The following is a 23,122-nucleotide window of genomic DNA, read 5'->3' on the forward strand; positions in this document are numbered from 1 at the left end:
AAGTCGCCCAACCCTTACACGACTGGAACAGGCTGTCAGAAGGATATTCAGGGCCGCGCGCTTGTGGCGCGACGACGCTTGGCCTCGTCATATTTCAGCTCGATGTAGCGCTTCGCGTGCGCCGCAAGCAAATCATTATCCTCCCAGGTATCGCGCCAGATCGCGCAGGCGAGCGACAGGCCTTCATCGACAACCGTCGTCGAGAAGCTCTCGAACACGACGTCGCCGTTGTAACCGATGTCGAGCAGCGCGTCGAAGATCAGATCGAAGTTGATGACGCCGTCTCCGAGATAGCCGCGATTGCTTTCGCCGATGTGGAAGTAACCGATCTTATCGCCGGCAAGACGGATCGCGGCGGCCGGATTGGCTTCTTCGATGTTCATGTGGAACGTGTCGAGATGGAGACGGACATGCTGCGATCCTGTCTCGGAGATGAACTTGAGCCCTTGCGCCGTGGTATTCAGCAGGTTCGTCTCGAACCGGTTGACTACCTCCAGCACCAGGTCGACGTTCGCCTGCCTGGCGACTTCGCCGGTCGCGGCGATCGCGGCGACGCTGTTGTCCCAGCCCTTCTTCGTCGGCTGGCGATTGTACTTGGTGTGCGCGGAATAAAGAATCCCGCCGAGCTTGTTGCCGCCGATATCGCGGACCGCACGAACGGCGTCGGCCAGCGTCTGCTTGCCGGCGGACACCGCAGAAGCATCCTCGCTCGATACGTCTTTGTCGAGCGGCAGGCCCATGGTCACGCCAATCTCCAGATCGAGAGATTGTGCAAGCTTTGCCAGTCGATCGAGATTGAATTTCTCGGGGCGCAGATAGGCAAATTCGATGGTGCGATATCCGTGTTCCGCCGTCTTGTTGAGGGCCATTTCCAGGCCTTCCTGCGTTTGGCCGCCTGTCCATACAAATGAATGGATACCCAATCGACGCATAGGTTTTTCCTCCACGATATGCCAGTGATTTCGCCCAGTGCTATGCCATTTAGTTTGGCAAGACAACAAATAAATTTCGACACGCTCCTTTTATTGCCTCGCAAAATTACTTTGCAATGCAGCATTTTATGCCCATTGCCATCGCCTCACATTCGCTGGGGAAATTTGTTCCTGCGAAAATCAATGGGATAGACCATCTATTTGCATGGTTAGACAACAAATGTTGCGCTGTCAGTTTTTTTGGCCTACACAAAGCACCGGCGAAATGATCTCGCTGCTATCTGGGAGGATTGGAAATGCACTATGCTTTGAAGGCTAGCGCGCTTGCGCTGACGCTCGGCCTCGCGACGACCGCTTCGCCGGCCTGGGCTGACTTCTGGTCCGACGCCGGCGCAAAATTCAAGGGTGTGACACTGCACGGCGTCACCGAAAGCACCCCGCCATCGAACTACATCAAGAACGTGCTCGCTCCGGAATTCGAAAAGAAGACCGGCATCAAGGTCGAAATCGAGACGACGTCCTGGGATCAGATGTACGACAAGGCCATCAAGGACATGGAAGCCAAGACCGGCATCTATGACATGGTCTATATCGAGCAGGACATCATCTACTCCTATCTGGCCAGGAATTTCCTCGTCGACATCACCAAGACGCTGAAGGATCAGCCGGATCTGAAGGCGCCGACCTACGACGACTCGAATTTCACCAGCTTCTCCGACTACTTCAAGGATGCGAGTGGCGATCTCTTCGGCACTCCGATGGAAGCTTTTCTGAAGACATATCTCTATCGCAAGGACCTTTTCGACGATCCGAAGATCAAGGAGGCCTTCAAGAAGGAAACCGGCAAGGACCTGAAGCCGGCGACCACACACGAGGAATACACTCAGATCGCCGAATTCTTCACGAAGTACGGCAAGGACAATGGCATGGAGCTCTGGGGCACGACCGCTCAAGCCCATACGGGCCATCCGGCGTCGTGGTATGAATTCTTCGAGTCCATCGTACCGACGTTCGGCGTCTACAATTGGGGCATCGACGCCAAGAACAACTATGCGGCGACGGTCGAACACGGCGGCACGATGAACGGCGACAAGGCGAAGGCCGCGTTGAAGTATTGGCTGCACCTGCGCGACATCGCTCCGCCTGAATCGACGCAGTCGACCTGGACGGAAACCGCAACGACCTTCGCCGCCGGCCGTGTCGCCCAGGGGCTCATCTACGGTGAGAATGCTGCGTGGATTGCAAGCGATCCCGCGCAGTCGAAGGTTGTGGGACAGGTCGGATTCGCTCTGCCGCCGCTCGAGCCAGGCGTGTTGGACGATGCGAAAGCCGGAAAGGGCTACATCGGCTACTACGATGGCGGCGCCTTCGGCGTGCCGATCACGTCGAAGAACAAGGAAGCATCGCTGCTGTTCCTCGAATTCATCGGCCAGAACGAAGTGCAGCCCGACTGGGCCATCGCCGCACCACGCATCACCAACAAGGCGACGTTCGACGATCCGAAGGTGAAGGAGATGGATATCAAGCTCGGCGGCTTCTACACGATGCTGAAGGACGAGGGCAAACTCTTCGCCGGCGCTCCTCCCTACCCCTTCCATGCGCAGGTGCGTGAAGCGACCGCTCCGATCTTCTACGACATCCTGACCGGCAAGATCGCTCCCGATGAAGGCCTCGACCAGATGGCGGCCAAGGCCGAAGAGGAACTGACATCGCTCGGCTATCGCAAATAAACATCCTCCCCAACTGACGGGTCGTGTCCTACGACCCGTCATCTTTCGCTCCGGGATGGGGCGGACGTCGACACAACGTTCATGGGGGATAGGCGATGCATTCACAGAAGCTCGGGTGGCTGTTGCTGTCACCGACCATCGTGATCCTGGGGCTGTTCGGGATCTTTCCGTTCATCTACGTCCTCTGGGTCTCGTTCCATGCATGGAACCCGTTCGCAGCCAACCCGGGCATGGTCTTCAACTGGGCTGACAACTATCGGCGGCTCGTCTTCGATCCCCAATTCCTGGCCTCGCTCGGCATCACCCTCACATTCGTCTTCTTCGCGGTCGTGTCGGAGTTGGTCCTTGGCTACATCCTCGCCCAGGCGCTGCTGAAGGACTTTCCTGGGAAAGCGGTGTTTCGCACGATCCACACCCTGCCGCTGATCATGGCGCCGATCATCGTCGGTTCCGTCTGGAAGCTGATGACCACACCGTCCATCGGCATCATTCCCTATCTTCTCAGGAGTTGGTTCGGCTACGATCTGAACATCGGCCAGAGTGCTGCCGCGGCCTTCACCGTCACGGTGATCATGGACATCTGGCACTGGACGCCGCTCGTCACCCTCTCGCTGATCGCCGCACTGGTCTCGCTTCCGTCAGACCCGTTCGAGCAGGCGCAGATTGACGGCGCGGGCAAGAGCCAGATCTTCTGGCACATAACGCTCCCCTTGATCCGCCCGGCCCTGCTCGCCACGGTGTTCATTAGGCTGATGGACGCGCTACGCACCGTCGACGAAGTGCTGATGCTGACCGGAGGCGGCCCGGGTTCATCGACACGCTACATCGGTGTCCATATCTTCAAGGAAGTCTTCCCCAAGACGAATTACGGCTACGGTTCGGCGATCTCCGTCATCGTCCTATACCTGACGATCGTCGTCTGCTGGCTGCTCTACGTCGGCTTGATTGCGCCCCGCGTGAAGAGAGGTTGACGCGATGAAGACCCAGAACCCCTGGCTTCCGGTCGTACTTTGGACTTTGATAAGCCTAGCGACCCTTTTCCCGATCTACTGGCTGTTCGTCATATCGGTGAAACAGCCCTTCGATCTGTTCTCGACGCCCGATGTTATTCTCCGCAGCTTCTTCTGGAAGAACTACCAGGACGTGCTCACAAATCCGACCTTGCGCGGATACATGCTGAACTCGATGATCATTTCGTCAGGCAACGCGCTGCTCGTCACGACGCTCGGCTTTTTTGCCTGCTACGCGCTGACACGCTTCGACCTCGCCGGCAAGGAGAGCATCTTCTTCTGGACGATCACCAACCGCATGGCGCCTCCGGCGGTCTTCCTCCTGCCACTTTTCCTGCTGTTGACGCAGGTCTACAGGATCGGCGACTTCTCGCTCGCCGATTCCCGGCTGGGCATGATCCTGGTCTACTGCTCCTTCAACCTTCCCTTCGCCATCTGGACGCTACGCCCGACCGTAGAGGGAATTCCGAAGGAGTTGGACGAGGCGGCCTATATGGATGGCGCCAGCCCATGGACCGTCCTCTACGACATCGTCTTTCCTTTGGCGCGGCCCGGACTTGCAGTGACGCTGATCCTGACCTGGGTATTTGCGTGGAACGAATACCTACTCGCTGCGACGCTCACCAACTTCAATGCGCGGACACTGACCACCGGCCTGTCGGAATACGTGACGACCACGGGGACGGCCTGGGGCATCATGGCCGCGATCTCAATGCTGACACTGGTTCCGGCGCTCATCGTCTTTTCGGTGGTGCAACGTCACATCGTTGCCGGCCTGACCTTCGGCGCAGTGAAAGGATGAAGCAATGACGTCTCAATCAGGAAATAACGAACGCAAGCCGGGATTTCTGCCGATCGAAACGAACTGGTTCGACCGGCTCTTCATCTCGGTGGTGCTCTGGGTCGCGCTCTCGCTGTTCTGGATGCGGTTCATCGAGCCGTTCGGGCTTTCGGTATGGTTCGCGGCGGCAATCGCGGCAGTCCTCGGCGTCTACGTCGTCTGGAAGGGATGAGCCGATGAGTAACACCACAGAGACACAAGCCGCGCTGCTTTAGGGAGGAACGACATTGGCAAACGTACAGGTTAGCGACGTCACCAAAAAGTATGGCGCGCTTCAGGTCATGCACGGCGTCAGCGTCGACATCGAGGACGGCGAATTCGTCGTGCTGGTCGGGCCCTCCGGATGCGGCAAGTCTACCCTGCTGCGGATGATCGCCGGTCTCGAGACCGTCAGCAGCGGTGACATCCGGATCGGCGGCCGTGTCGTCACCAACGCTCCTCCGAAGGAGCGCGACATCGCGATGGTCTTCCAGAGCTACGCGCTCTACCCCCATAAGACCGTCGCCGAGAACATGGGCTTTCCGCTGAAGATGGCCAAGCGCCCCAAGGCGGAGATCGACGAGAAGGTCGGCAGGGCGGCCGAGATCCTCGACCTGACGCGTTATCTCGACCGCTATCCGAAGCAATTGTCGGGTGGGCAGCGTCAACGCGTGGCGATGGGCCGTGCCATCGTCCGCGATCCGAAGGTCTTCCTGTTCGACGAGCCGTTGTCGAACCTCGACGCCAAACTTCGCGTCACCATGCGCGTCGAGATCAAGGAGCTTCACCAGCGGCTGAAGACCACCACCGTCTACGTCACCCACGATCAGATCGAGGCGATGACGATGGCCAACAAGATCGTCGTGATGCGCGACGGCAGGGTCGAGCAGATCGGCAAGCCGCTCGATCTTTACGACTTCCCGGTCAACCTCTTCGTCGCCGGCTTCATCGGCAGCCCATCGATGAATCTTCTTCAGGGCCGCGTCGCCACCCGCGACGGCAGGAAGTTTGTCGTCACCGACCAAGGTGTCGCCCTTCCCATGGAAAACACCAAGGTGGATGAAGGAAGGGCCGTGACCTACGGCATCCGACCGGAGCATATCACCATCGGCGACGACGGCGTTCCGGTAGAGGTATCGGTGTTCGAGCCCACGGGTTCGGAGACATTGATCTTCGGCCGCGTCGGAGGCGTGCCCATCGACGCGTTGATCCGCGAGCGCATCGAGGTAGATCCCGGACGGACGATGTACTTCCACATCGATCCCCGACGTGCACATATCTTCGATCGGGAAACGGGCCAGAGACTGTGAGGGAGACCACCATGGACTTCAAAGGAAAAACCGTCATCGTTACCGGTGCCGGAAAAGGCATCGGACGCGAAATTGCGAGGATGCTCATCGAGCGTGGTGCTGAGGTCGTCGCTCTGACCCGCAGTGCGAGCGACGTCGACCTGCTGCGAGAGGAACCCGGCTGCCGCGCCATACAGGTCGATCTCGCGGACGCCGATGCGACCAGGGAGGCGGCGATCGCGGCCCTTCCGGCAGATTTCCTCGTCAACTGCGCCGGCACAACCGAACTGCAGCCTTTCCTGGATACGACAGTCGAAGCATTCGACCGTCTTGTTGCGGTCAACACGCGTGCTCCGATGATCGTGGCGCAGGAATATGCTCGTTCGCTGATTAAGGAGGGCCGCAAGGGCGCCATCGTCAATGTCTCATCGATCGCGTCGTTTATCGGCATCCCCGACCACGCTGCATATTGTGCGTCGAAGGGTGGATTGGACGGCTTGACGCGTGTCATGGCAAAGGAACTTGGGCCGCACGGCATACGCGCGAACGGCGTCCACCCAACGGTGACGCTGACGCCAATGGCGGTGAAGGCATGGAGCGATCCCGACAAGGCCGCCGGGATGAAGCAGCGAATTCCCGTCGGCCGCTTCGCCGAGCCGAGCGATATTGCCGACGTCGTTCTTTTCCTGCTCTCAGATCAGGCTGCGATGGTGAACGGGATATCGATGCCGGTGGACGGCGGCTTCATGATTGCGTGACGTCGACGGCGCCGCGCGTCTTTTCAGGGATCTACTGCACCAATCGGCGCAACTGGTCCTGATCAACAAAATGATCTGTCACGCCGGCCTCTTTATCCGGATGACTGAAAACAAGACCGTCGGAATCCTCAAGCTCCAGGGCTTGCTCCGTATTCATAATCCCGAGCGGCTGGCGCTCATACTCGGACTCGAGCGCCGCCTCGACGATGGCTTTCTTCTTGCGCATATTCATGTCCTCCGTTGCTCAATGGATAACGGATGGCCGGACTCGCAGTTCCCATTAGGGATTCACGATATAAGACCGGGTGAAACGAACGCTCGCATACACCACGGCCGCCGCGCGGGCGGTGGTGTTTCCCTGGTGTAGACGCTTTCGTTGAGACAGCTCCCGGTACTGGCGACACTGCCTAATTCGGCAAGGCGTCACGCCCGTCGGCGGCTCTTTGAACCAAACGGGCAACCACTTCAGTGCGGTTCTGCGCCTGCAGCTTGCGCATGATGTGTTGCACATGCATCTTTACCGTATGCCCCGACAAATTGAGTTTTCCTGCAATTACCTTATTTGAGCATCCACATTGCAACTCTGCGAGGACATCCGCTTCGCGAGGAGTGAAATCGGCAATCGCCAAGTACTGCGTCCTATCATCCAATCTTTTTTCAGCCTCGTTTCTGGCCGGACTATGTTCGTTTGAGCCGTTTGTGACCGCTCCCAAAAGCTGCGGGAAAAAGGTTCCTCCTGCCAGAACGAGACCAAGACCGGCAAGGGCAATGTCAACGGGAAGTGAAGTCGAGAAAAAGCCGCGGATGCCCACCTTGAGCGCTTGACGCGCTATGATGGCGTCATCCGTACCTGAGAGCAACGTGATAGGAGCCTCAGGAAAACGTGCCGTAATCGCCGCGAGGTCATCACGCAGGCTGGAGCTCTCAACACCTCTTCCGGCCAGATCCAATGCAATCAAACGCACCTCGGCTCCAAGTGCTCGATCGAGACTCTCGGTCGAGATCAAATCGATAAAGTTCCAGCCGGCGAGTTCACGCTCAAGAAGCTTCACTACGGTCGTGCGCGCCAGTGTAGAATGCCCAACGATGATCACAGTTGGTGCATTGCGCCCCATACGGCGCTTAATTCCAGCACTGTCGGACACTTGCGTGCTCCCCAGAATATTTGCAACCAACAGGCATTCATACTATGCCTGTTCTCACTACATGTCATGATAAAAAGAGAGTCTATTGTCGATATCGATAGTCAGATCTCTCATGATAATTCTTATAGCTAAGGTTTCAGCGAGAGATGACTGGGCCCTGCAGAGCACATTGAAGAGCTTGTTCATGATGACATGCAGATTCGACTTGTCGCTTCAGACTTACCGGTCTTCTCCGAGTTCACGTAAGGCAAGCAGGTCAACAGAGCTTTCAAAGGCACTGAAAAGGCAACGTATATAATGAAGATTAATTCAGAAAATATCTACTTGATATAACTAGATTCCGATCATCTTGGCTTTGTTACCATATCTCAATTCAAAATTGTCGCAGACCCGACAGCAAAACAGCAAACGCGAAAAGCAACAGACGGACAAGATCACCGACTACCCATTATGATTACTAGATGATTCGGCTCTATCGATGCATTATTACCCAGTTGGGCATTGTTTTCACTTAGGCAGCATCGCGCCGGCACCAGCCAGATGCCGGACAGAGGTCACGGCCTCTGACGGCCGAATCGGCGACAATGCGGATGCGATCATGGTGGATTGTTCGGCATCCCAGTGAGCCGGCCGTTCGGGGGTCATGTCGGATGCAGGTGGGGAGCTATCCGCTAGCGAGCATGTCGCGCAAAAAGTTTTGCGATAACGACATGCGTAAAACCAACGACCTCAAGCGCGAGGAGCGAAACTGAAAGATCGCGGCGCTCTAGCCATGCATGAAGCTCAGAATGTCGTCTACCAGAGCGGAATGGGCGTCGGTGAGGTTACCGTCTCCGCCGTGGCCTGCGATGCCGGCCAATTGAAGCGCATGCTGATCATAGAGAACATGATCGATCTGTTGGGCGTCCGCCGTCCCACCGGCGGGAACGGCAATGTTGATGGGATGGAAATAGCCGACATTGACGTCGACCATGCTGCCGGTTGACGATCCGTCGCCGCCACCGCCACCCGCATGGTTGCCGGTGAAGATCGTGTCCGACGACAGGTTGAAGCCACCGCCGTTGCCGCCGATGCCGGCGATCTGCACAGTGCCCTGATCGAAAATGACATTGTTTGTCTGATGAGCCTCCGCCGAGCCGCCTGCGGCGCCGATGGCGATGTTGATCGGCGAGAAGATGGCTATACTTATGTCGACCATGCTGCCGACGAAATATCCATCGCCGCCGTGGCCCGCATAAAAGTCGCCGGTCAATGTCAGCGCCGTTCCCGGGCTCATCGACGAGCCATGGCTCGCGACGTTATGGTCTCCGCCCGAGCCGCCCATGCCGCCGATCTGGGTTGCGCCCTGCAGAAACAAAGCATTGTTCGATTGCTCGGCGTGCGCCTCCGCGCCAGGGCCCGCAGCCACAGCGGTATTCACGGGGGCAAACAGCGCGACTTCGGTGCTTACGAGTCCACCGTAGAAGACGCCATCTCCCCCAGTGCCGGCATGATTGGCGCCATCGCCGCTGCCCACGGCAACATTGCCGCTTCCGCCATTCCCGCCTATCCCGGCCATTTCGGTGGGATGCTGATTGATGAGCGCATCGTTGCCCTGGAAAGCGTCGGCGCTCGAATGAGGTCCCGCAATAGCGGCATTGGACGGCATGAAGACGGCCAATGCGTTGCTGCTGATCACGCCTTCGCTTATCCCGTCACCGCCGCTGCCGGCTGAATTGGAGCTCGAACCGGAAGCAACATCCAATGGAAGCCAGGTCGGCACCAGCGCCAGATGCCCCGCGGCCAGACTGGAGGCGAGGTTTTGATCGGTGCCCGCTTTGGGCGAATCTTCCAAGAAGGGACGAATTTCCGTCATTGCCGTCTCCATCCGCGGTCAACCGCACGTCCGCCAAGCGTGTCGCGCATGTAGCCTGAATTATTCAGCCATTGTGCCTCTGAAGTTAAGAAAAGCAGAGCCTGCAATTCGTCTACATCCCGTCGGCTAGGTCTATAGCCATTTGGCTATCATGGCCGTAACGCCCCGTTGTGCAGGTTTGACAGCACTCAACCCGCCTTCGGGCTAGAGTCCTGCATTGGCCTCCGTTTTCGTGGCGGGTTGATTTTTCTCGCCCCAAACAGAATCTCCTCCGCCAAGCGCAGCCTGGTCAGGACCTCGGAATACGGCCGGTTCGCTTCGGCGGCCGTTTGGGAAAAACGACGTCGCTTCGACGAGGCCGCAGACATGATCATGCTCATCCCATCCGGCGCAAGATCACCAAATACCAATCCAAAATAACGCTCCGCCACCTCCAAGCATACGCCCGAAGGAATGTCGCCGAATATCTAGATAGTACGCAGATTGAATCGCGGGCAATATTCGCCTGCGGCTGTATTGTCTGGCGGTGACATACTAATACCCACGCCGTAGGGGGAACGCCGTAGAATTAAAACGGACGAACCAAAGTAGAAGGAGTGACTGAAATGCCTATCCCACAAATATCTGACACGATTCACCTTAATCACCCAGATGCAGGTGACGCGAATGCCGGCAACGGCGGTGATGGCCACAATAATGGGAATATTGACTACAACCCGGTTGCATATGTAGACCCCGTGCAAACGGTCGACGGGGCATCTACCCATCTGCACAACGGCGATCACGTTTGGCAGACGGCAGATTGGGACGCCGGCAATGGCGGACCCGGTGGCTTTACCCAGGCCCAGAACGGCTTCCTGGCGGCAATCTCAAACAGCGGCGCCGGCGGCGCGGGGGGAGATTCCGACTCCAACGGCAGTCAAGGAAACTCAAGCGGCCACGACACGGCTGCGGTGGCTGCGGCTACGACCGCGACACAATATACGCAGCTCGTGGCCGATCAGCATGCCACCATTCTCGCAGGCGTCGGCGGTAACGGCGGCAACGGGAACTACGCTCTGGGCGGCGACATCTCGTCAGCATTGGTTCACACCAATCCAGAAACGACGACGGTGCACAATGATCTCGATCATTTCATAAACGCCTTCGGCCATATCGATGTCAGCCATCTTGGCTCATGAACTCATCTCCCTTGAGGGTCGCTCGTTTCGACTGGCGACCCTCAGGCTTACTGAACCAGCCCGCAGCCTCTTCTTGTCAGTATCCAGTGCAGCGAGATCTGACGATGACAACGATTTCGATAAAGCCATCGATAAAGCCATCGCGGCCGCAGACACACCTCGTTGCGGCGCTCCGGGCTTGTGCCGGAGCCTTCGGGTTGGTCTTCCTCTATAGCTGCGGCTATAACCTCTTTCTTCTGACGCCTTCCATCTATCTCCTGCAGATCTATGACAGGGTCCTGTCGAGCCGAAGTGCCGACACGCTGCTGATGCTGACGATGATCATCGCCATAGCAGTGTTGGTCGGGTCCATGCTGGACATCGTGCGCAGGGCAGCTCTTTCGCGCATCGGTAGCTGGCTGGACCACAGGCTCCGGCCCATGGTGCTGACCGCATCATTCGAATATGCCGCTCTCGCCGATGCGGGAGCCGCCACGGAGTGTTACAGGGACCTGGCCGCACTACGCCAATTCCTCGATTCACCGGCTAGCGCCCTTTTTTTTGACGTTCCCTGGGCGCCGGTATTCCTGCTCCTGCTGTTTCTTGTTCACCCGCTGCTTGGGACCATCGGTCTTCTATGCGCATTTGCACTTCTGCTGTTCGCGTTCCTGACGGAACTGGCGACGCGAGAGCCGCTTGCCCACGCCAACCTTGCCCTTTCGAGGAGCTATTTCCGATTTGCGACCGCCCTCAAAAACATCGAGGTGATCCGGGCAATGGGCATGCAGGATGGCGCAGCGATGATGGTCTATCGCGAGGCGGAAATGGCGAGAAGAACGCAGGACATCGCGATGCATCGCACGGAGATCATTCTTGGATTCTCCAAATCGATCCGCACACTCGCGCAGATCCTCATGATGGGATCTGCTACATGGCTGGTGCTCGTAAACAACGGCAGTCCCGGAATCATCTTCGTTGCGAGCTTGCTGCTCGGGCGCGGGCTTGCACCGATCGAGGGCGCAATAGGTGCATGGCGCTCCTTTACCTTTGCACGCAATGCTTTCAATCGCTTGAACAGAATGCTGATCGCCGTTGCATCGAACCAGGATGCCCGAATGGTGCCGGTACCGGAACGTAACGGCCTCGTTCTCGATGACGTCAGCTACATCCAGCCATTCGCCGATCGGCCGATATTGACAGGCGTCACGTTGCGCCTCGCGCCCGGCGACTGCATAGCGCTCATCGGTCCGTCGGGATCGGGGAAATCGACTCTCGGTCGCGTCATGGCAGGCGTTGTGCAAGCAACGAGCGGCTGTGCTCTTCTCGGCGGGGTCGATATCACGGCTCTGCGCCTTTGCGGGGGGACCCGCCACGTCGGATACCTGCCGCAAGACATCGAACTTTTCGGAGGAGCGATCAAGGATGTGATCGGCCGGCTGGACGGAGGAGATCCCGGCAAAGCAATCGATGCCGCGAAGCTGGTTGGATTGCACGACGCGATCATGCGGCTGCCCCAGGGCTACGAGACCGATATCGGTGAGGGTGGGAACCTGCTCCTTCGAGCTCAGCGTCAACAGCTGGGACTGGCACGCGCGGCTTATGGAAATCCATCTCTGATCGTTCTCGACGATCCGAACTCGAGCCTGGATTATGACGGCGAACGGATGCTGTTCACTGCAATCGAGCGCATGAAATCCAGGGGGATGACCGTCGTTATCATAACGCACCGGATGGGGATCCTGCCAGTCACCAACAAGATTGCCATCATGCGTAACGGGACTGTGGCTGCCATCGGCGACAGTGAGCGGATTTATGAAACCTATCTTCAACCACCGTCTCGAACAGGAACGTAGGGAGGGACGCCGCCATGACCCTTGTTCAACTGGACGCAACGCCGGCGAGAGTTTCAAATTCGCCAAGGACGGACCAGCGGTTCGCTCAACGATCGACAGCGACAGCCAGGCAACAGACGGTCTATTCGCCGGTGATCGAACAGAAACAGCGCGGACCGGCCCCGTCTTCGCCCATGCCGGGGCTGAGAGGCGTTGTTTGGACGGGTAACCTGTTGATCCTGGTTTTCATCGTCGGATTGGGAATCTGGTCGGTTCTGGCGCCGCTGAAAAGCGCTGCGATCGCATCGGGCGTTATCGAACCGGAGTCCAGCCGCAAGACCATTCAGCATCTGGAAGGCGGAATTGTGCGACGGATCCTCGTCAGAAACGGCGATGCGGTCATGGCCGGGCAAATCGTGATAGAACTCGACGACACGAAGTCTCGCTCGGAGCGCGACAGCATCCAAGGGCAACTTTGGGACGCCGAAGGAAGCCGCGCCCGCCTGCTTGCGGAGCAGACCGGCGACGACCATGTCGCCTATCCTGAGGATCTCAGGGCAGCAATCGACAAATATCCTTCGGTCAGCGCGATTCTGATCGGTCAACAGAAAATCTTCGAAGCCCGTCGCCGGGTCATGCAGGCGGAAATTCAGATCGCCAATGAAAAAATCGCGCAGGTGCGGCAGGAAATCGTCGGACTTGGCGCGCAAAAGGCAGCATTGGCCGACAGAGCCGCAATCTCGAGCCAAGAACTGGATCAGGTTACGGCCCTCAACGCCAAGGGACTGGAAACAAGGAGCAGGCTTCTCAACCTCCAGCGGGAAAAAGCAGACCTTGACGGCCAGCAGGGTCAAGTAGAGGCACAGATCTCTCGCGCCTACCAGGTGATCAGCGAGTCACAGGCCGATCTCGCAAAGCTTGAGAGCGACCGGTTGAGCGAAGTCGCCCAGGGCATGCGTGCTACGGAAAGCCAGATCATGCAATTGCGCGAGCGCTTGCGGGCGATCGACGACCAGCTTTCAAGGACCGATATCCGTGCGCCCGAAGATGGAACAATCATGAACCTGCGCATCCACACAGCCGGTGGGGTAGTCGGCGCGGGCGAACCGCTCGTCGATCTTCTGCCGCGCTCCGATCGCCTTGTCGTGTCTGTCCACGTCAGGCCGGAAGATATCAATGTCGTCCGTGCGGGGCTCGAGGCACAGGTTCACCTCCTTCCATACAATCAGCGGCGCGTTCCACTCCTGAAAGGTCGGGTCGAGTATGTATCGGCAGACCGTCTCACCGATACGGCAAGCGGCCAACCCTACTATGCCGCGACAATCCGCGTAACGGACGAGCGGTTGGCGAAAATGAAGGATGTCGAAATGGTCGCCGGCATGCCCGCACAGACACTGATCGAGACCGGCAAAAGCAGCGTGGCACTCTATGCACTCAGACCTCTTCTCGACAGTTTCAACAGAGCATTTCGTGAGGACTAAAGCGGTGATGGGCAAGAGAAAATTCGACGACGACCAGATTACGGGCATTCTGAAGGAGCACCAAGCCGGGGTGACGGTGGCAGATGTTTGCCACAGGTACGGCATCAGCGAGCCGACCTTCTATCGGTGGCAATCCCTGCAGTTCGGAAATGTCGGTCTTCATGTCAGAAGGGTGAGAGCCCTGGAGGAAGAAAACCAGAAGCTCAAGAAGCTTTTGGCCGAATCCATGCTCTCGGCGGCAACGCTGAGCGAGATGCTGGCGAAGACATCGAAAGGGCGAAACTAAACTCTCAGCAGAGGGGTTTGTTGGCCGCCTTCTGGCTCAGGCTATCCGATACTATGCATATGATTAGTTTAGGGAAATGGTGTGGTGCCCAGGACCGGAATCGAACCAGTGACACGCGGATTTTCAATCCGCTGCTCTACCAACTGAGCTACCTGGGCTAACCAGCTTCCGATGGACCTTTTTCAGAAAAAGAACCGCGGGGCCTTGGTGCGCCCCGGAAGCGAGCGGGGTTATAGCATCTTGCTCGGCCATGGCAAGCGGTCAAATGACTCTTTTTTGACGGTCTTGCCGATTTTGCGGATTCATGAGGAAAAATAAGAGCTTCGCGGGCGCTTTAGCTCGTTGTTTTATGCATGTCGTACTCCCGGAACCGCTGCACACTCCCTGATGACATGCTTCAGTTTTCCTCATCCGGATATTCGGCCTTGGTCTCGTCGTCGGCAACGGGAATCGCATAGGCGCCGGTCAGCCAGCGAGAGAGATCGACCTCGCGGCAGCGGTTGGAGCAGAAGGGGTAATGTTCGCGGTGAGAGGGCTTGCCGCATTCGGGGCAAGGGCGCGCCTTGCGCAGCGGTTCGACCTTGGCGGCGGCTTTTTTGTCTTCAGGCATAATCGGTCCGTCCTAATTCAGGAATTGGCCGCGGGCTTCAACCCTCGGGCCACCGGCTATGCACATCGAAGCCTTCGCCGGTCAGAAGCACAATGGTTTCATAAAGCGGCAGGCCGACGACATTGGTGTAGGAGCCCACCATCTTCTGCACGAAGGTGCCGGCAAGGCCCTGGATGCCGTAGGCGCCTGCCTTACCGCGCCACTGGCCGGAGGCCAGGTAGTTCTCGATCTCGAAACCGGAGAGGCGCTTGAAGCGCACCTTGGTCTCGACGATCTTCTGGCGGATCTTGCGATCCGGCGTCACCAGACAAACGCCGGTGTAGACGAGATGGTTGCGTCCCGACAGCAGATGCAGCGAACTCAACGCCTCGTCGGCAAATTCGGCCTTGCCGAGAATGCGCCGGCCGACGGCGACCACCGTATCGGCGGCGAGGATATAGCTGCCCTTCCAGGTGATATCGCCCTTAATGGCGGCGAGCGCTGCCTCGGCCTTCTCGGCCGAAAGCCTGCGGGCGAGCGAACGCGGATGCTCCGACTTCTTCGGCGCCTCGTCGATATCCATCGGCATCAGGCGTGCAGGCTCGATGCCGGCCTGGTTGAGCAGGTCGACGCGACGGGGCGAGCCCGAGGCCAGAATGAGCTTGTATTTCAGCGCCATGGAACCTCGACCATCGGCAGGCGGGGGAACACCCCTTGCAAGACCTTTGTCAAATTTACTTGAAACGGTAGGTGATGCGGCCCTTGGTCAGATCGTAGGGCGTCATTTCCACAAGCACCTTGTCGCCGGCGAGAACGCGGATGCGGTTCTTGCGCATGCGGCCGGCGGTGTGGGCGATGATCTCGTGTTCGTTTTCGAGCTTCACGCGGAACGTCGCATTCGGCAGAAGTTCGGTGACGATACCGGGGAATTCGAGGACTTCTTCTTTCGGCATATAAGTGTTTTCTTCCTGTGGGTTGAATAGGCAGCGCAGCGCGCGCCTTTAAAATTTGCGCGGAAACTACACAATCAACGCAGGTTTGTGAACCTTGTTGAACGGCCTTTCCTTTATTTGTTTTCATGCCGTTTGCGCGGCAATGCCATTTCGTTTGAGTAGCCGGCTTTCGATGAGGCCAGCCAGGTGATCGCGGACCTCGCGATAACTCTCCAGAATCTGCTCGCGTGTTCCGCTGACAACCGTCGGATCCATGGTCGGCCAGTAGATGACGTCGATTGCATTCGATCGCGTCAGCTCGAGTGCGGCATGATGGGCCGGCGGCGACAGCGTGATGATCAGATCGAAATAATCGTCCTCGAGCTCTTCCAGCGTCTGCGGCAGGCGGCGCCCGAGGGAAAGCCCGATCTCATCGAGCACGACATCGACGAAAGGATCGCGCTCGCCGGCGCGTACGCCGGCCGACCTGATATAGGTATTACCAGGCAGAATACTACGGGCGATCGCTTCGGCCATTGGCGAGCGGATGGAATTCATCCCGCACATGAAAAGGATGGCGCCCGGCCTCTTTCCCTCCTCGATGTCGGCGGCGCGATCCATTGCCGTCATCCGCGCCAGTAGAGCACACAGACCAGGGTGAACAGGCGCCGGGCGGTGTCGAAATCGACCTCTATCTTGCCGGTCAGCCTATCCTTCAGCGTCTGCGAACCTTCATTGTGGATGCCGCGCCGGCCCATGTCGATCGCCTCGATGCGGCTCGGCGTCGATGAACGGATCGCTTCGTAATAGCTCTCGCAGATCATGAAGTAATCCTTGACGATCCGCCGGAAGGGTGTGAGCGACAGGATATGGGTGGCGACGTCGCCGCCCTCTTCGGTGGTGACGGCGAAAACCAGTTTCGAATCGACCAGCGAGATCTTCAGCCGGTAGGGCCCGCCGGAATGGCCGAGCGGCGCAAAACTGTTCTCCTCGATCAGATCGAAGATGGCGACGGCGCGTTCATGCTCGACATCGGGCGTCGAACGGCCGATCGTATCGTCAAGGACGACGTCGCAAAGCCGGAAATCGCCCTTCGCCATGCCCTCACCTTTCGAGGTTCAGGCGGATCGCGACCGATCGCGCATGGGCATCGAGGCCTTCGGAGACGGCAAGGGCGATCGCCGCTGGGCCGAGGGTGCGCAGCTGCTGCGGGCCGAGGCGCAGGATCGAGGTGCGCTTGACGAAATCGAGCACCGAAAGACCGGATGAGAAGCGCGCCGAGCGCGCCGTCGGCAGCACATGGTTCGAACCGCCGACATAATCGCCGATCACCTCGGGCGTATGGGCGCCGATGAAGATCGCGCCGGCATTGCGGATGCCGTCGAGCAGCCGGTCCGGATCGGCGACGGCGAGTTCGAGATGCTCGGCAGCGATGCGGTTCGCCAAGGGAATAGCCAGTTTCAGATCGGCAACGAGGATGACCGCGCCGAAATCGCGCCAGCTTGCCGCCGCCGTCTCGGCGCGGTTCAGCGTCATCAGCTGGCGTTCGACCGCCTGCTCCACCGCCTTGCCGAAGTCGGCATTGTCGGTGATCAGGATCGCCTGGGCGCTGACATCGTGCTCGGCCTGCGCCAGGAGGTCGGCGGCGATCCAATCCGGATTATTGTCCTTGTCGGCAATCACCAGCACCTCGGAGGGGCCGGCAATCATATCGATCCCGACGGTGCCGAAGACATGGCGCTTGGCGGCAGCGACATAGGCATTGCCGGGGCCGGTGATCTTGGCGACCGGGGCAATGGTCTCAGTGCCATAGGCCAGAGCCGCGATCGCCTGGGCGCCGCCGACACGATAAACCTCGGTCACACCGACAAGCTTGGCGGCGGCAAGCACCGCCGGATTGACCGTGCCGCCGGTGGCCGGAACGGCGATCACGATGCGATCGACGCCGGCGACCTTGGCCGGCACGGCATTCATCAGCACCGAGCTCGGATAACTCGCGGTGCCGCCCGGAACATAGAGCCCGACCGCTTCGATCGCCGTCCAGCGCGAGCCGAGACCGACGCCGAGGTCGTCCTCGTAGATATCGTCCTTCGGCAGCTGCCGGCGATGATGGCTCTCGATGCGCAGTGCCGCGAGCTTCAGCGCACCCAGCACTTCCGACGGCACCGCCTCAACGGCGGCGTCGAACTCTTCCGGCGTGACACGCATCGGTACGGTGGCGAAATCGATGCCGTCGAACTTCAGCGAATATTCGGCAAGCGCCACATCGCCGCGGGCCCTGACATCATCGATGATGGCGCGAACGACGGTGTTCACATCCTCGGAAACTTCACGCTTCGTCGTCAGAAAGGCGGCAAAATGCTGCTCGAAACCTTCCGATGCCTGATCCAGCCAGATTGCCAAGGCCGATTTTCCTTCTCAACTCGAAACTGCGATGTTCAAACGTCAAGCGTCAGCGGCGTCAGCGATGGCGAGGCTTGGAGGAGGCCTCCCAGGCACCGCCGATATCGGCGAGCTGCACCTCGATGCATTCGACATCGAGCGCAATCGAGGCGGTGCCGGACAGCGACAGCTCGATCGTACCTTCCGGTCCGTCGCCCTTCTTATCGAATCGCAGCGCCAGCAATGACAGCACCTCGTCCCGTTTGCCACGATCGATGCCGAGCGACCGCACGGCCAGCACGCGCTTGAAGACCAGGGCGGCCCGGCGGCGCTCGAAACCCTTGCGCTTGCGTTCGGCGCCTTCCCAAACGAAACGATTGACGGCCAGGGCGAACTGCGCGTCGCGCGGCGACCAGTCGATGTCGCCGACCTTGAAGACGCTGTCCTGCATATGCGCGGAGATGATCGCGAGGTCCTCGTCATCGAGCGCAACAAGCTTCAGATCGGTCATTCAGTCTTACCCCAGCAGGCACCGCCGGAATGGCAATGCGTAGACAAGGGAAATAAGATGCTGCGGCCAATTACGCAACCGGGATGAGCGCAGCTTACTCGCTGATGCGCTCGACGACGGCGCCGCAGCGGGTCAGCTTCTCCTCGAGCCGCTCGAAACCGCGGTCGAGGTGATAAACGCGGGAGACCGTGGTTTCGCCCTCGGCCGCAAGGCCGGCGATGACCAGCGAAACGGAGGCGCGCAGATCGGTCGCCATGACGGGCGCACCGCGCAGGCGTTGGACACCCTCGATCTTCGCCGTCTGCCCAGACAGCGTGATCCTGGCGCCGAGGCGGGCAAGCTCCTGCACATGCATGAAGCGGTTTTCGAAGATGGTCTCGGTGACGTGCGAGATGCCGGACGAGCGGGTCATCAGCGCCATGAACTGCGCCTGCAGATCGGTCGGGAAACCCGGGAACGGATCGGTGACGATATCGACCGGCCTGATGCCGGCGCCGTTGCGCTTGATGCGCATGCCGTTGTTGGTTTCAGAGATGTCCGCGCCGGCGCGGCGCAGCGTTTCCAGCGCGGTTTCGAGCAGCGCCATATCGGTATTCTCGAGCACGACATCACCGCCGGCCATGGCGACGGCCATGGCATAGGTGCCGGTCTCGATACGATCCGGCAGCACCCGGTGGCGGGCGCCGGAGAGCGAGGTGACGCCTTCGATGGTGATCGTCGCAGTCCCCGCGCCCGAGATCTTGGCGCCCATGGCGTTCAGGCAGTTGGCGAGATCGACGACCTCAGGCTCGCGGGCGGCATTGCCGATCACCGTGGTGCCGCGGGCAAGCGTTGCCGCCATCATCATCACATGGGTGGCGCCGACGGAGACCTTCGGGAAGGTGTAGCGCGCGCCGATCAAGCCGCCATTCGGCGCCTTGGCGTTGATATAACCGGCTTCGATCTCCATGGTGGCGCCGAGCGCCGTCAGGCCGTCGATGAAAAGATCGACGGGGCGCGTGCCGATGGCACAGCCGCCCGGCAGCGATACGCGGCAATGGCCTTCGCGCGCCAGCAGCGGGCCGATGACCCAGAAGGAGGCGCGCATCTTCGAGACCAGCTCATAGGAGGCTGTGGTATCGACGATGGTGCGGCAGGTGAAATGGATGGTGCGCGAGTAGGAATCTTCCTGGCGCTCGCGGCGGCCGTTGACGGCGACATCGACGCCGTGATTGCCGAGGATGCGCATCAGCAATTCGACATCGGCCAGATGCGGCACGTTTTCGAGCGTCAGCGTATCGCTGGTCAGAAGCGAGGCGATCATCAGCGGCAGTGCGGCATTCTTGGCGCCGGAAATCGGAATGATGCCATTCAGCTCATTACCGCCGACGATTCTGATACGATCCATGTGCGCTTACGGGCCGCGCCCGCCTTTCCTGAAAGTACTGCCTTGGAATAGGAGTGGGGTGTTTAAGGGATTTTTCGCGACGCTTCAATTCGCCGCGGACGGAACATTACGATTCGTCCATTTTTGCGGCAGGCAGTCCACTTGTTTCGTCAGCTTGCCCGGAACGGCGGGCGCGCACCTGCTGTTTGCGTTTTGAAAGATTTTCCCGGAGTTTTTCGGCGGCGCGCTCGCGGCGCAGTTTCGCCTGTGCCTCGATCGCCTCTTTGCGGCTCTGCTGGCCGGTTTCGGTCTTTTCATTCATGTGACAGGATTAGCCGAATTCGCACCGATCCAAAAGGCCCTTGCATCCCAATCCACGCAAAGTTGGAATTTGCTGCTTGCGCTTGCCGCCAAGCTGTGGCAATAGCCGCCCCGTTCCCGCGATGTGAGCCACACGGCTCGCACGGGTCCTGGTCCTGCTGCCGTAGCTCAGTGGTAGAGCACACCCTTGGTAAGGGTGAGGTCGGTGGTTCAATCCCACTCGGCAGCACCAGTTTTTCGGTAAGAACATGACCTCCCTTTGCGCCCCTCGGCAAAGCTAGTAACAGCTGGGAAGCAGCACGCTTTTGTTTGCGCAGTCGGGAATCTCGGTTACCTCGAGATAGTAAGGTATAAACGGCGAAAACTGCCACAGTTCAATCAGTTCTCTGGTGACTGTCACTTCGTCCTTAATTGGCGCGTGAAGCCACGAAAAAGTTCCATCGAATATACCTTCGACATCCCACCGATCAAAAGCCTTAGACCAAACATAGGCAGCAACATCTATCGCCGTGCCTTCATCCTGGGGTGTCAGGGTAGCCCGCAAATATTCCCGCTGGAGTCTTGGGACGGTTTCAATGGAGAGACGCGTCAGGAGAGCGTCTTCAGCAGACACCTCTGCCCCGCGGGCGAGGACCGGCATAGCCAGGGCTCCGCAGAGAAAAGCAGCCTGAATCAGATTTCGACCTAAACCCATGTGGAGCCCTCGGCTTCACAAGCATGGTAGCGATGATGCCGCGCCGGCGCGATAGGAGTGGTTGCACCTTCCAAAAATTCCCTTCTCCTTATTCGTCATGCTTACAAATACCAACGAAATTTTGGTTCTCGCCGGCCCGATCGCTCCGCGAATCTCACCAGCGGAAATTTCGCCTCACCGGCTGCAATCCATTCGCCCATTGCTGACGGCAAAAATCACGCTAGAGTATTAACTATCGCAAAGTCTCCCCGGAGGAACTGGGAGATGCTGCGCTTCGTTTCTGTCGACAATCGTGGAGGAGCGTCAATGGCAACTGAAAGATGGAACAGCCCGGTCAAGGTTGGTTTCGAAGGTGCGGATGCGCGAACGGTCAATGGTCCGTTCGATGCGCTGAAGTGCCTGGCGGATCTCTGGCCGAGTATGCGCGGGCTTCGTTATATCAAGGCCCGCAGCACCTGCCGGGCAGCGCTCGACGGGCGCAAGAGCGTGGAAGAAGCACGAGCCGAGTTTCTGGCGGCCGCCGAAGAGGCGAAGCTGAAGTTGCATTAGCACTTCGGCAAGGAATTTCGGGCGATTTTCGCCTTCTGGGCGCGCAAGCGTGCCGGAACGGGATAATGCTTTAATTTTGGGCTTTAATTTTGGTTTAACCCTGCAACAAATGCTTTCCGGGATTTGATGCAACAGGCGTTGCGCCTGGTACAGGTGTCTTCACGGAAGATGCCCAGCCATCATGATGATGGTTAGAGGCTCGTACTCTCTGCGGAAACGCAGGCGAGCCTCGTCCGAGCAGGACCGCCTTTTTTCAGCAATCCGCGCCGCTCTCATTCGCGATCTCGACATAACCGACACCGATGATGGTACCATCTGCCGCGCGGATGAAGGAGGGCAGATAGTGAGGCTCTACCGGTGTGCAGGCGACGGCCCCGGTATATTCGTTGAGGGCGATCTGGTCCTTCGGCAAAGCGGAGTAATTCGTGCCGGTTTCCAGCGAGGCATGGGCGGAGCCGGCAAAGACACCACAACCCACTATCAAGGTCGTTGCCCACAGGCGAGGAAGCAACTGCATGAGAGTCTCCAGCGGTTAGGTCCGGCCTTTCAACACGCGAGAGAGCATTTTGGTTCCCTTCATGCATCGCAAAGAGATGAGCGCGCAGATCGGCGGAGCATCTCCTTCACCGGACTTTTATTTGATGCAGGTCGTTGTCCTAAAACCGCTGCACACTTTTAGGCGACATGCATTAGCGTCGCAGCAAGCGAGCACGCACATAGCCTCGGCCGCCGACGCCCTCGGCGATCTCGATCGCCCGCTCGACATCGCCCCGCCGGCGCACGAAGCCCTCCAGGATGACATAGGAGCCCGATAGGCTGACGGTGATTTCGCCGGCTTCGATATCGGCGGCCGCATGAAGGGCGCTCTCCACCGAGGCGCGCGTCGCGGCATCGCTGTGGCCCTGCCGGCCGGGCTCGCCATGCCCCGTGAATGCTGGAAAGCCGAGCACCGTGAACGTTTCCTAATGTTGGTTGATGACTGTTAACGCCGCAGCGACGCATTCGTTGCGTCCCCGGGAAAAGAAGAGCCTGCTCGACAGCGATACCTGCGCGGTGGCATGGGCACCCCTTGGCGAAAGGCGCCGCGGCTTCCATATCTGGCTGCAGTCGAAAGAGGGATGATGACGATGAAAGCGCTTCTGTCCGCCTTATTTGCCGGGGTATTGCTTGCCGGCTGCTCGTCGGCCGATACGCCGGCGCTCGACCCCATTCCCGGCAGCATCACCTATGGCGGGCAGCCGCGAACGAAGCTCACCAAGTCGCCGGTCGGCAGCGCCGTCTATAACCAGTTCTACAATGGGACCGGCCAGCGCGTGGAGGAAACCTATATTCTTCAGCCGGACCGCAGCCTGAAGCTGGTGCGGCGCGTGATCGGACCGGATTTCCCCGATTGACGTTGCGTTGGAGCGGCAGGCTTGACAGCGGCTGAAATCGCGAACATTCAAGGAACATCTAATTTTCCGCAGTGATTCTGCGAGAG

Annotated in this window: 28 protein-coding genes and 2 tRNA genes; 13 read left to right on the forward strand and 17 right to left on the reverse strand. The window is 59.0% G+C overall.

What is annotated here, in order from left to right; genetic code table 11:
• Positions 1 to 47: 47 nt before the first annotated feature.
• Complete coding sequence (locus tag HJB84_RS13085; protein WP_221116111.1) at positions 48 to 932, reverse strand: sugar phosphate isomerase/epimerase; 885 nt, start codon at positions 930 to 932, stop codon at positions 48 to 50.
• Positions 933 to 1,228: 296 nt separating this feature from the next.
• On the opposite strand from HJB84_RS13085, the gene HJB84_RS13090 reads away from it, so the two are divergent.
• The 6 genes from HJB84_RS13090 (at position 1,229) to HJB84_RS13115 (ending at position 6,539) form a co-directional block, all read left to right on the forward strand.
• Positions 1,229 to 2,662, forward strand: a complete 1,434-nt coding sequence (locus HJB84_RS13090) for an extracellular solute-binding protein (protein WP_207582880.1) — start codon at positions 1,229 to 1,231, stop codon at positions 2,660 to 2,662.
• A 95-nt stretch (positions 2,663 to 2,757) separates the two neighbouring features.
• Positions 2,758 to 3,633 (forward strand): carbohydrate ABC transporter permease, encoded by an 876-nt coding sequence (locus tag HJB84_RS13095; RefSeq protein WP_007633420.1) that lies wholly within the window; start codon positions 2,758 to 2,760, stop codon positions 3,631 to 3,633.
• A gap of 4 nt (positions 3,634 to 3,637) precedes the next feature.
• The gene (locus HJB84_RS13100; protein WP_207582879.1) at positions 3,638 to 4,474 is read left to right on the forward strand and encodes a carbohydrate ABC transporter permease; all 837 of its coding nucleotides are present in this window, start codon (positions 3,638 to 3,640) and stop codon (positions 4,472 to 4,474) included.
• Between the two features lie 4 nt (positions 4,475 to 4,478).
• Positions 4,479 to 4,685, forward strand: a complete 207-nt coding sequence (locus HJB84_RS13105; protein ID WP_221116112.1) for a DUF2160 family membrane protein — start codon at positions 4,479 to 4,481, stop codon at positions 4,683 to 4,685.
• 55 nt (positions 4,686 to 4,740) lie between these two features.
• Positions 4,741 to 5,802, forward strand: coding sequence for an ABC transporter ATP-binding protein (locus HJB84_RS13110; RefSeq protein WP_207582877.1), 1,062 nt, complete (start codon positions 4,741 to 4,743; stop codon positions 5,800 to 5,802).
• A gap of 11 nt (positions 5,803 to 5,813) precedes the next feature.
• On the forward strand, positions 5,814 to 6,539 hold the full coding sequence (locus HJB84_RS13115) for an SDR family oxidoreductase (RefSeq protein ID WP_221116113.1): 726 nt from the start codon (positions 5,814 to 5,816) through the stop codon (positions 6,537 to 6,539).
• A gap of 31 nt (positions 6,540 to 6,570) precedes the next feature.
• On the opposite strand, the gene HJB84_RS13120 is transcribed toward HJB84_RS13115, so the two are convergent.
• The 3 genes from HJB84_RS13120 to HJB84_RS13130 all read right to left on the reverse strand — a co-directional run bounded on the left by HJB84_RS13120 (position 6,571) and on the right by HJB84_RS13130 (position 9,539).
• Positions 6,571 to 6,771 (reverse strand): hypothetical protein, encoded by a 201-nt coding sequence (locus tag HJB84_RS13120; protein ID WP_207582875.1) that lies wholly within the window; start codon positions 6,769 to 6,771, stop codon positions 6,571 to 6,573.
• Between the two features lie 175 nt (positions 6,772 to 6,946).
• Positions 6,947 to 7,654, reverse strand: a complete 708-nt coding sequence (locus HJB84_RS13125) for a response regulator transcription factor (protein ID WP_221116146.1) — start codon at positions 7,652 to 7,654, stop codon at positions 6,947 to 6,949.
• A gap of 796 nt (positions 7,655 to 8,450) precedes the next feature.
• Positions 8,451 to 9,539 (reverse strand): hypothetical protein, encoded by a 1,089-nt coding sequence (locus HJB84_RS13130; protein WP_221116114.1) that lies wholly within the window; start codon positions 9,537 to 9,539, stop codon positions 8,451 to 8,453.
• A gap of 605 nt (positions 9,540 to 10,144) precedes the next feature.
• Here HJB84_RS13130 and HJB84_RS13135 point away from each other — a divergent pair.
• From HJB84_RS13135 to HJB84_RS13150, 4 genes are all read left to right on the forward strand, one after another.
• Complete coding sequence (locus HJB84_RS13135; RefSeq protein ID WP_207582873.1) at positions 10,145 to 10,720, forward strand: PE-PGRS family protein; 576 nt, start codon at positions 10,145 to 10,147, stop codon at positions 10,718 to 10,720.
• Positions 10,721 to 10,824: 104 nt separating this feature from the next.
• Positions 10,825 to 12,552 (forward strand): type I secretion system permease/ATPase, encoded by a 1,728-nt coding sequence (locus HJB84_RS13140; protein WP_207584250.1) that lies wholly within the window; start codon positions 10,825 to 10,827, stop codon positions 12,550 to 12,552.
• 14 nt (positions 12,553 to 12,566) lie between these two features.
• The gene (locus HJB84_RS13145; RefSeq protein WP_221116115.1) at positions 12,567 to 14,012 is read left to right on the forward strand and encodes an HlyD family type I secretion periplasmic adaptor subunit; all 1,446 of its coding nucleotides are present in this window, start codon (positions 12,567 to 12,569) and stop codon (positions 14,010 to 14,012) included.
• Between the two features lie 7 nt (positions 14,013 to 14,019).
• Positions 14,020 to 14,298: a transposase gene (locus HJB84_RS13150; RefSeq protein WP_207582871.1), complete on the forward strand. Its 279-nt coding sequence runs from the start codon at positions 14,020 to 14,022 to the stop codon at positions 14,296 to 14,298.
• An 82-nt stretch (positions 14,299 to 14,380) separates the two neighbouring features.
• Here HJB84_RS13150 and HJB84_RS13155 read toward each other — a convergent pair.
• The 10 genes from HJB84_RS13155 to HJB84_RS13200 all read right to left on the reverse strand — a co-directional run bounded on the left by HJB84_RS13155 (position 14,381) and on the right by HJB84_RS13200 (position 20,400).
• A tRNA-Phe gene (locus tag HJB84_RS13155) sits at positions 14,381 to 14,456 on the reverse strand.
• A 239-nt stretch (positions 14,457 to 14,695) separates the two neighbouring features.
• Complete coding sequence (gene yacG, locus HJB84_RS13160) at positions 14,696 to 14,908, reverse strand: DNA gyrase inhibitor YacG (RefSeq protein WP_049732883.1); 213 nt, start codon at positions 14,906 to 14,908, stop codon at positions 14,696 to 14,698.
• A 37-nt stretch (positions 14,909 to 14,945) separates the two neighbouring features.
• The gene (locus HJB84_RS13165) at positions 14,946 to 15,566 is read right to left on the reverse strand and encodes a Maf-like protein (protein ID WP_007633452.1); all 621 of its coding nucleotides are present in this window, start codon (positions 15,564 to 15,566) and stop codon (positions 14,946 to 14,948) included.
• A 55-nt stretch (positions 15,567 to 15,621) separates the two neighbouring features.
• Entirely contained in the window at positions 15,622 to 15,840 is a 219-nt protein-coding gene (gene infA / locus HJB84_RS13170) for a translation initiation factor IF-1 (RefSeq protein WP_003545338.1), read from the reverse strand.
• A 123-nt stretch (positions 15,841 to 15,963) separates the two neighbouring features.
• Positions 15,964 to 16,449: a low molecular weight phosphatase family protein gene (locus HJB84_RS13175; protein WP_221116116.1), complete on the reverse strand. Its 486-nt coding sequence runs from the start codon at positions 16,447 to 16,449 to the stop codon at positions 15,964 to 15,966.
• On the reverse strand, positions 16,446 to 16,919 hold the full coding sequence (locus HJB84_RS13180; protein WP_221116117.1) for a UPF0262 family protein: 474 nt from the start codon (positions 16,917 to 16,919) through the stop codon (positions 16,446 to 16,448). Before HJB84_RS13180 ends, HJB84_RS13175 begins: the two co-directional genes overlap by 4 nt.
• Positions 16,920 to 16,923: 4 nt before the next feature.
• Positions 16,924 to 18,222, reverse strand: coding sequence for a histidinol dehydrogenase (hisD, locus tag HJB84_RS13185; protein ID WP_207582868.1), 1,299 nt, complete (start codon positions 18,220 to 18,222; stop codon positions 16,924 to 16,926).
• Between the two features lie 58 nt (positions 18,223 to 18,280).
• Positions 18,281 to 18,712, reverse strand: coding sequence for a DUF2948 family protein (locus HJB84_RS13190; RefSeq protein ID WP_207582867.1), 432 nt, complete (start codon positions 18,710 to 18,712; stop codon positions 18,281 to 18,283).
• 94 nt (positions 18,713 to 18,806) lie between these two features.
• Positions 18,807 to 20,099: a UDP-N-acetylglucosamine 1-carboxyvinyltransferase gene (gene murA / locus HJB84_RS13195; protein WP_207582866.1), complete on the reverse strand. Its 1,293-nt coding sequence runs from the start codon at positions 20,097 to 20,099 to the stop codon at positions 18,807 to 18,809.
• A 106-nt stretch (positions 20,100 to 20,205) separates the two neighbouring features.
• Positions 20,206 to 20,400 (reverse strand): hypothetical protein, encoded by a 195-nt coding sequence (locus HJB84_RS13200; protein WP_207582865.1) that lies wholly within the window; start codon positions 20,398 to 20,400, stop codon positions 20,206 to 20,208.
• Positions 20,401 to 20,556: 156 nt separating this feature from the next.
• Here HJB84_RS13200 and HJB84_RS13205 point away from each other — a divergent pair.
• Positions 20,557 to 20,631 (forward strand) — tRNA-Thr (locus tag HJB84_RS13205).
• Positions 20,632 to 20,676: 45 nt separating this feature from the next.
• Here the strand turns inward: HJB84_RS13205 and HJB84_RS13210 are convergent.
• Positions 20,677 to 21,093, reverse strand: coding sequence for a hypothetical protein (locus HJB84_RS13210; protein ID WP_221116118.1), 417 nt, complete (start codon positions 21,091 to 21,093; stop codon positions 20,677 to 20,679).
• A gap of 306 nt (positions 21,094 to 21,399) precedes the next feature.
• On the opposite strand from HJB84_RS13210, the gene HJB84_RS13215 reads away from it, so the two are divergent.
• A complete protein-coding gene (locus HJB84_RS13215) occupies positions 21,400 to 21,642 on the forward strand; it encodes a DUF982 domain-containing protein (RefSeq protein WP_003545294.1) in 243 nt (80 codons plus the stop codon).
• Between the two features lie 253 nt (positions 21,643 to 21,895).
• On the opposite strand, the gene HJB84_RS13220 is transcribed toward HJB84_RS13215, so the two are convergent.
• Both HJB84_RS13220 and HJB84_RS13225 read right to left on the reverse strand, forming a co-directional pair.
• On the reverse strand, positions 21,896 to 22,159 hold the full coding sequence (locus HJB84_RS13220) for a hypothetical protein (protein WP_221116119.1): 264 nt from the start codon (positions 22,157 to 22,159) through the stop codon (positions 21,896 to 21,898).
• A gap of 172 nt (positions 22,160 to 22,331) precedes the next feature.
• On the reverse strand, positions 22,332 to 22,592 hold the full coding sequence (locus HJB84_RS13225; protein WP_221116120.1) for a BON domain-containing protein: 261 nt from the start codon (positions 22,590 to 22,592) through the stop codon (positions 22,332 to 22,334).
• Between the two features lie 177 nt (positions 22,593 to 22,769).
• Here HJB84_RS13225 and HJB84_RS13230 point away from each other — a divergent pair, with 177 nt between their 5' ends.
• Positions 22,770 to 23,036, forward strand: a complete 267-nt coding sequence (locus tag HJB84_RS13230; RefSeq protein WP_221116121.1) for a hypothetical protein — start codon at positions 22,770 to 22,772, stop codon at positions 23,034 to 23,036.
• Positions 23,037 to 23,122: the final 86 nt, after the last annotated feature.

Source organism: Rhizobium sp. NZLR1b, assembly GCF_019685155.1.
GTDB lineage: Bacteria > Pseudomonadota > Alphaproteobacteria > Rhizobiales > Rhizobiaceae > Rhizobium.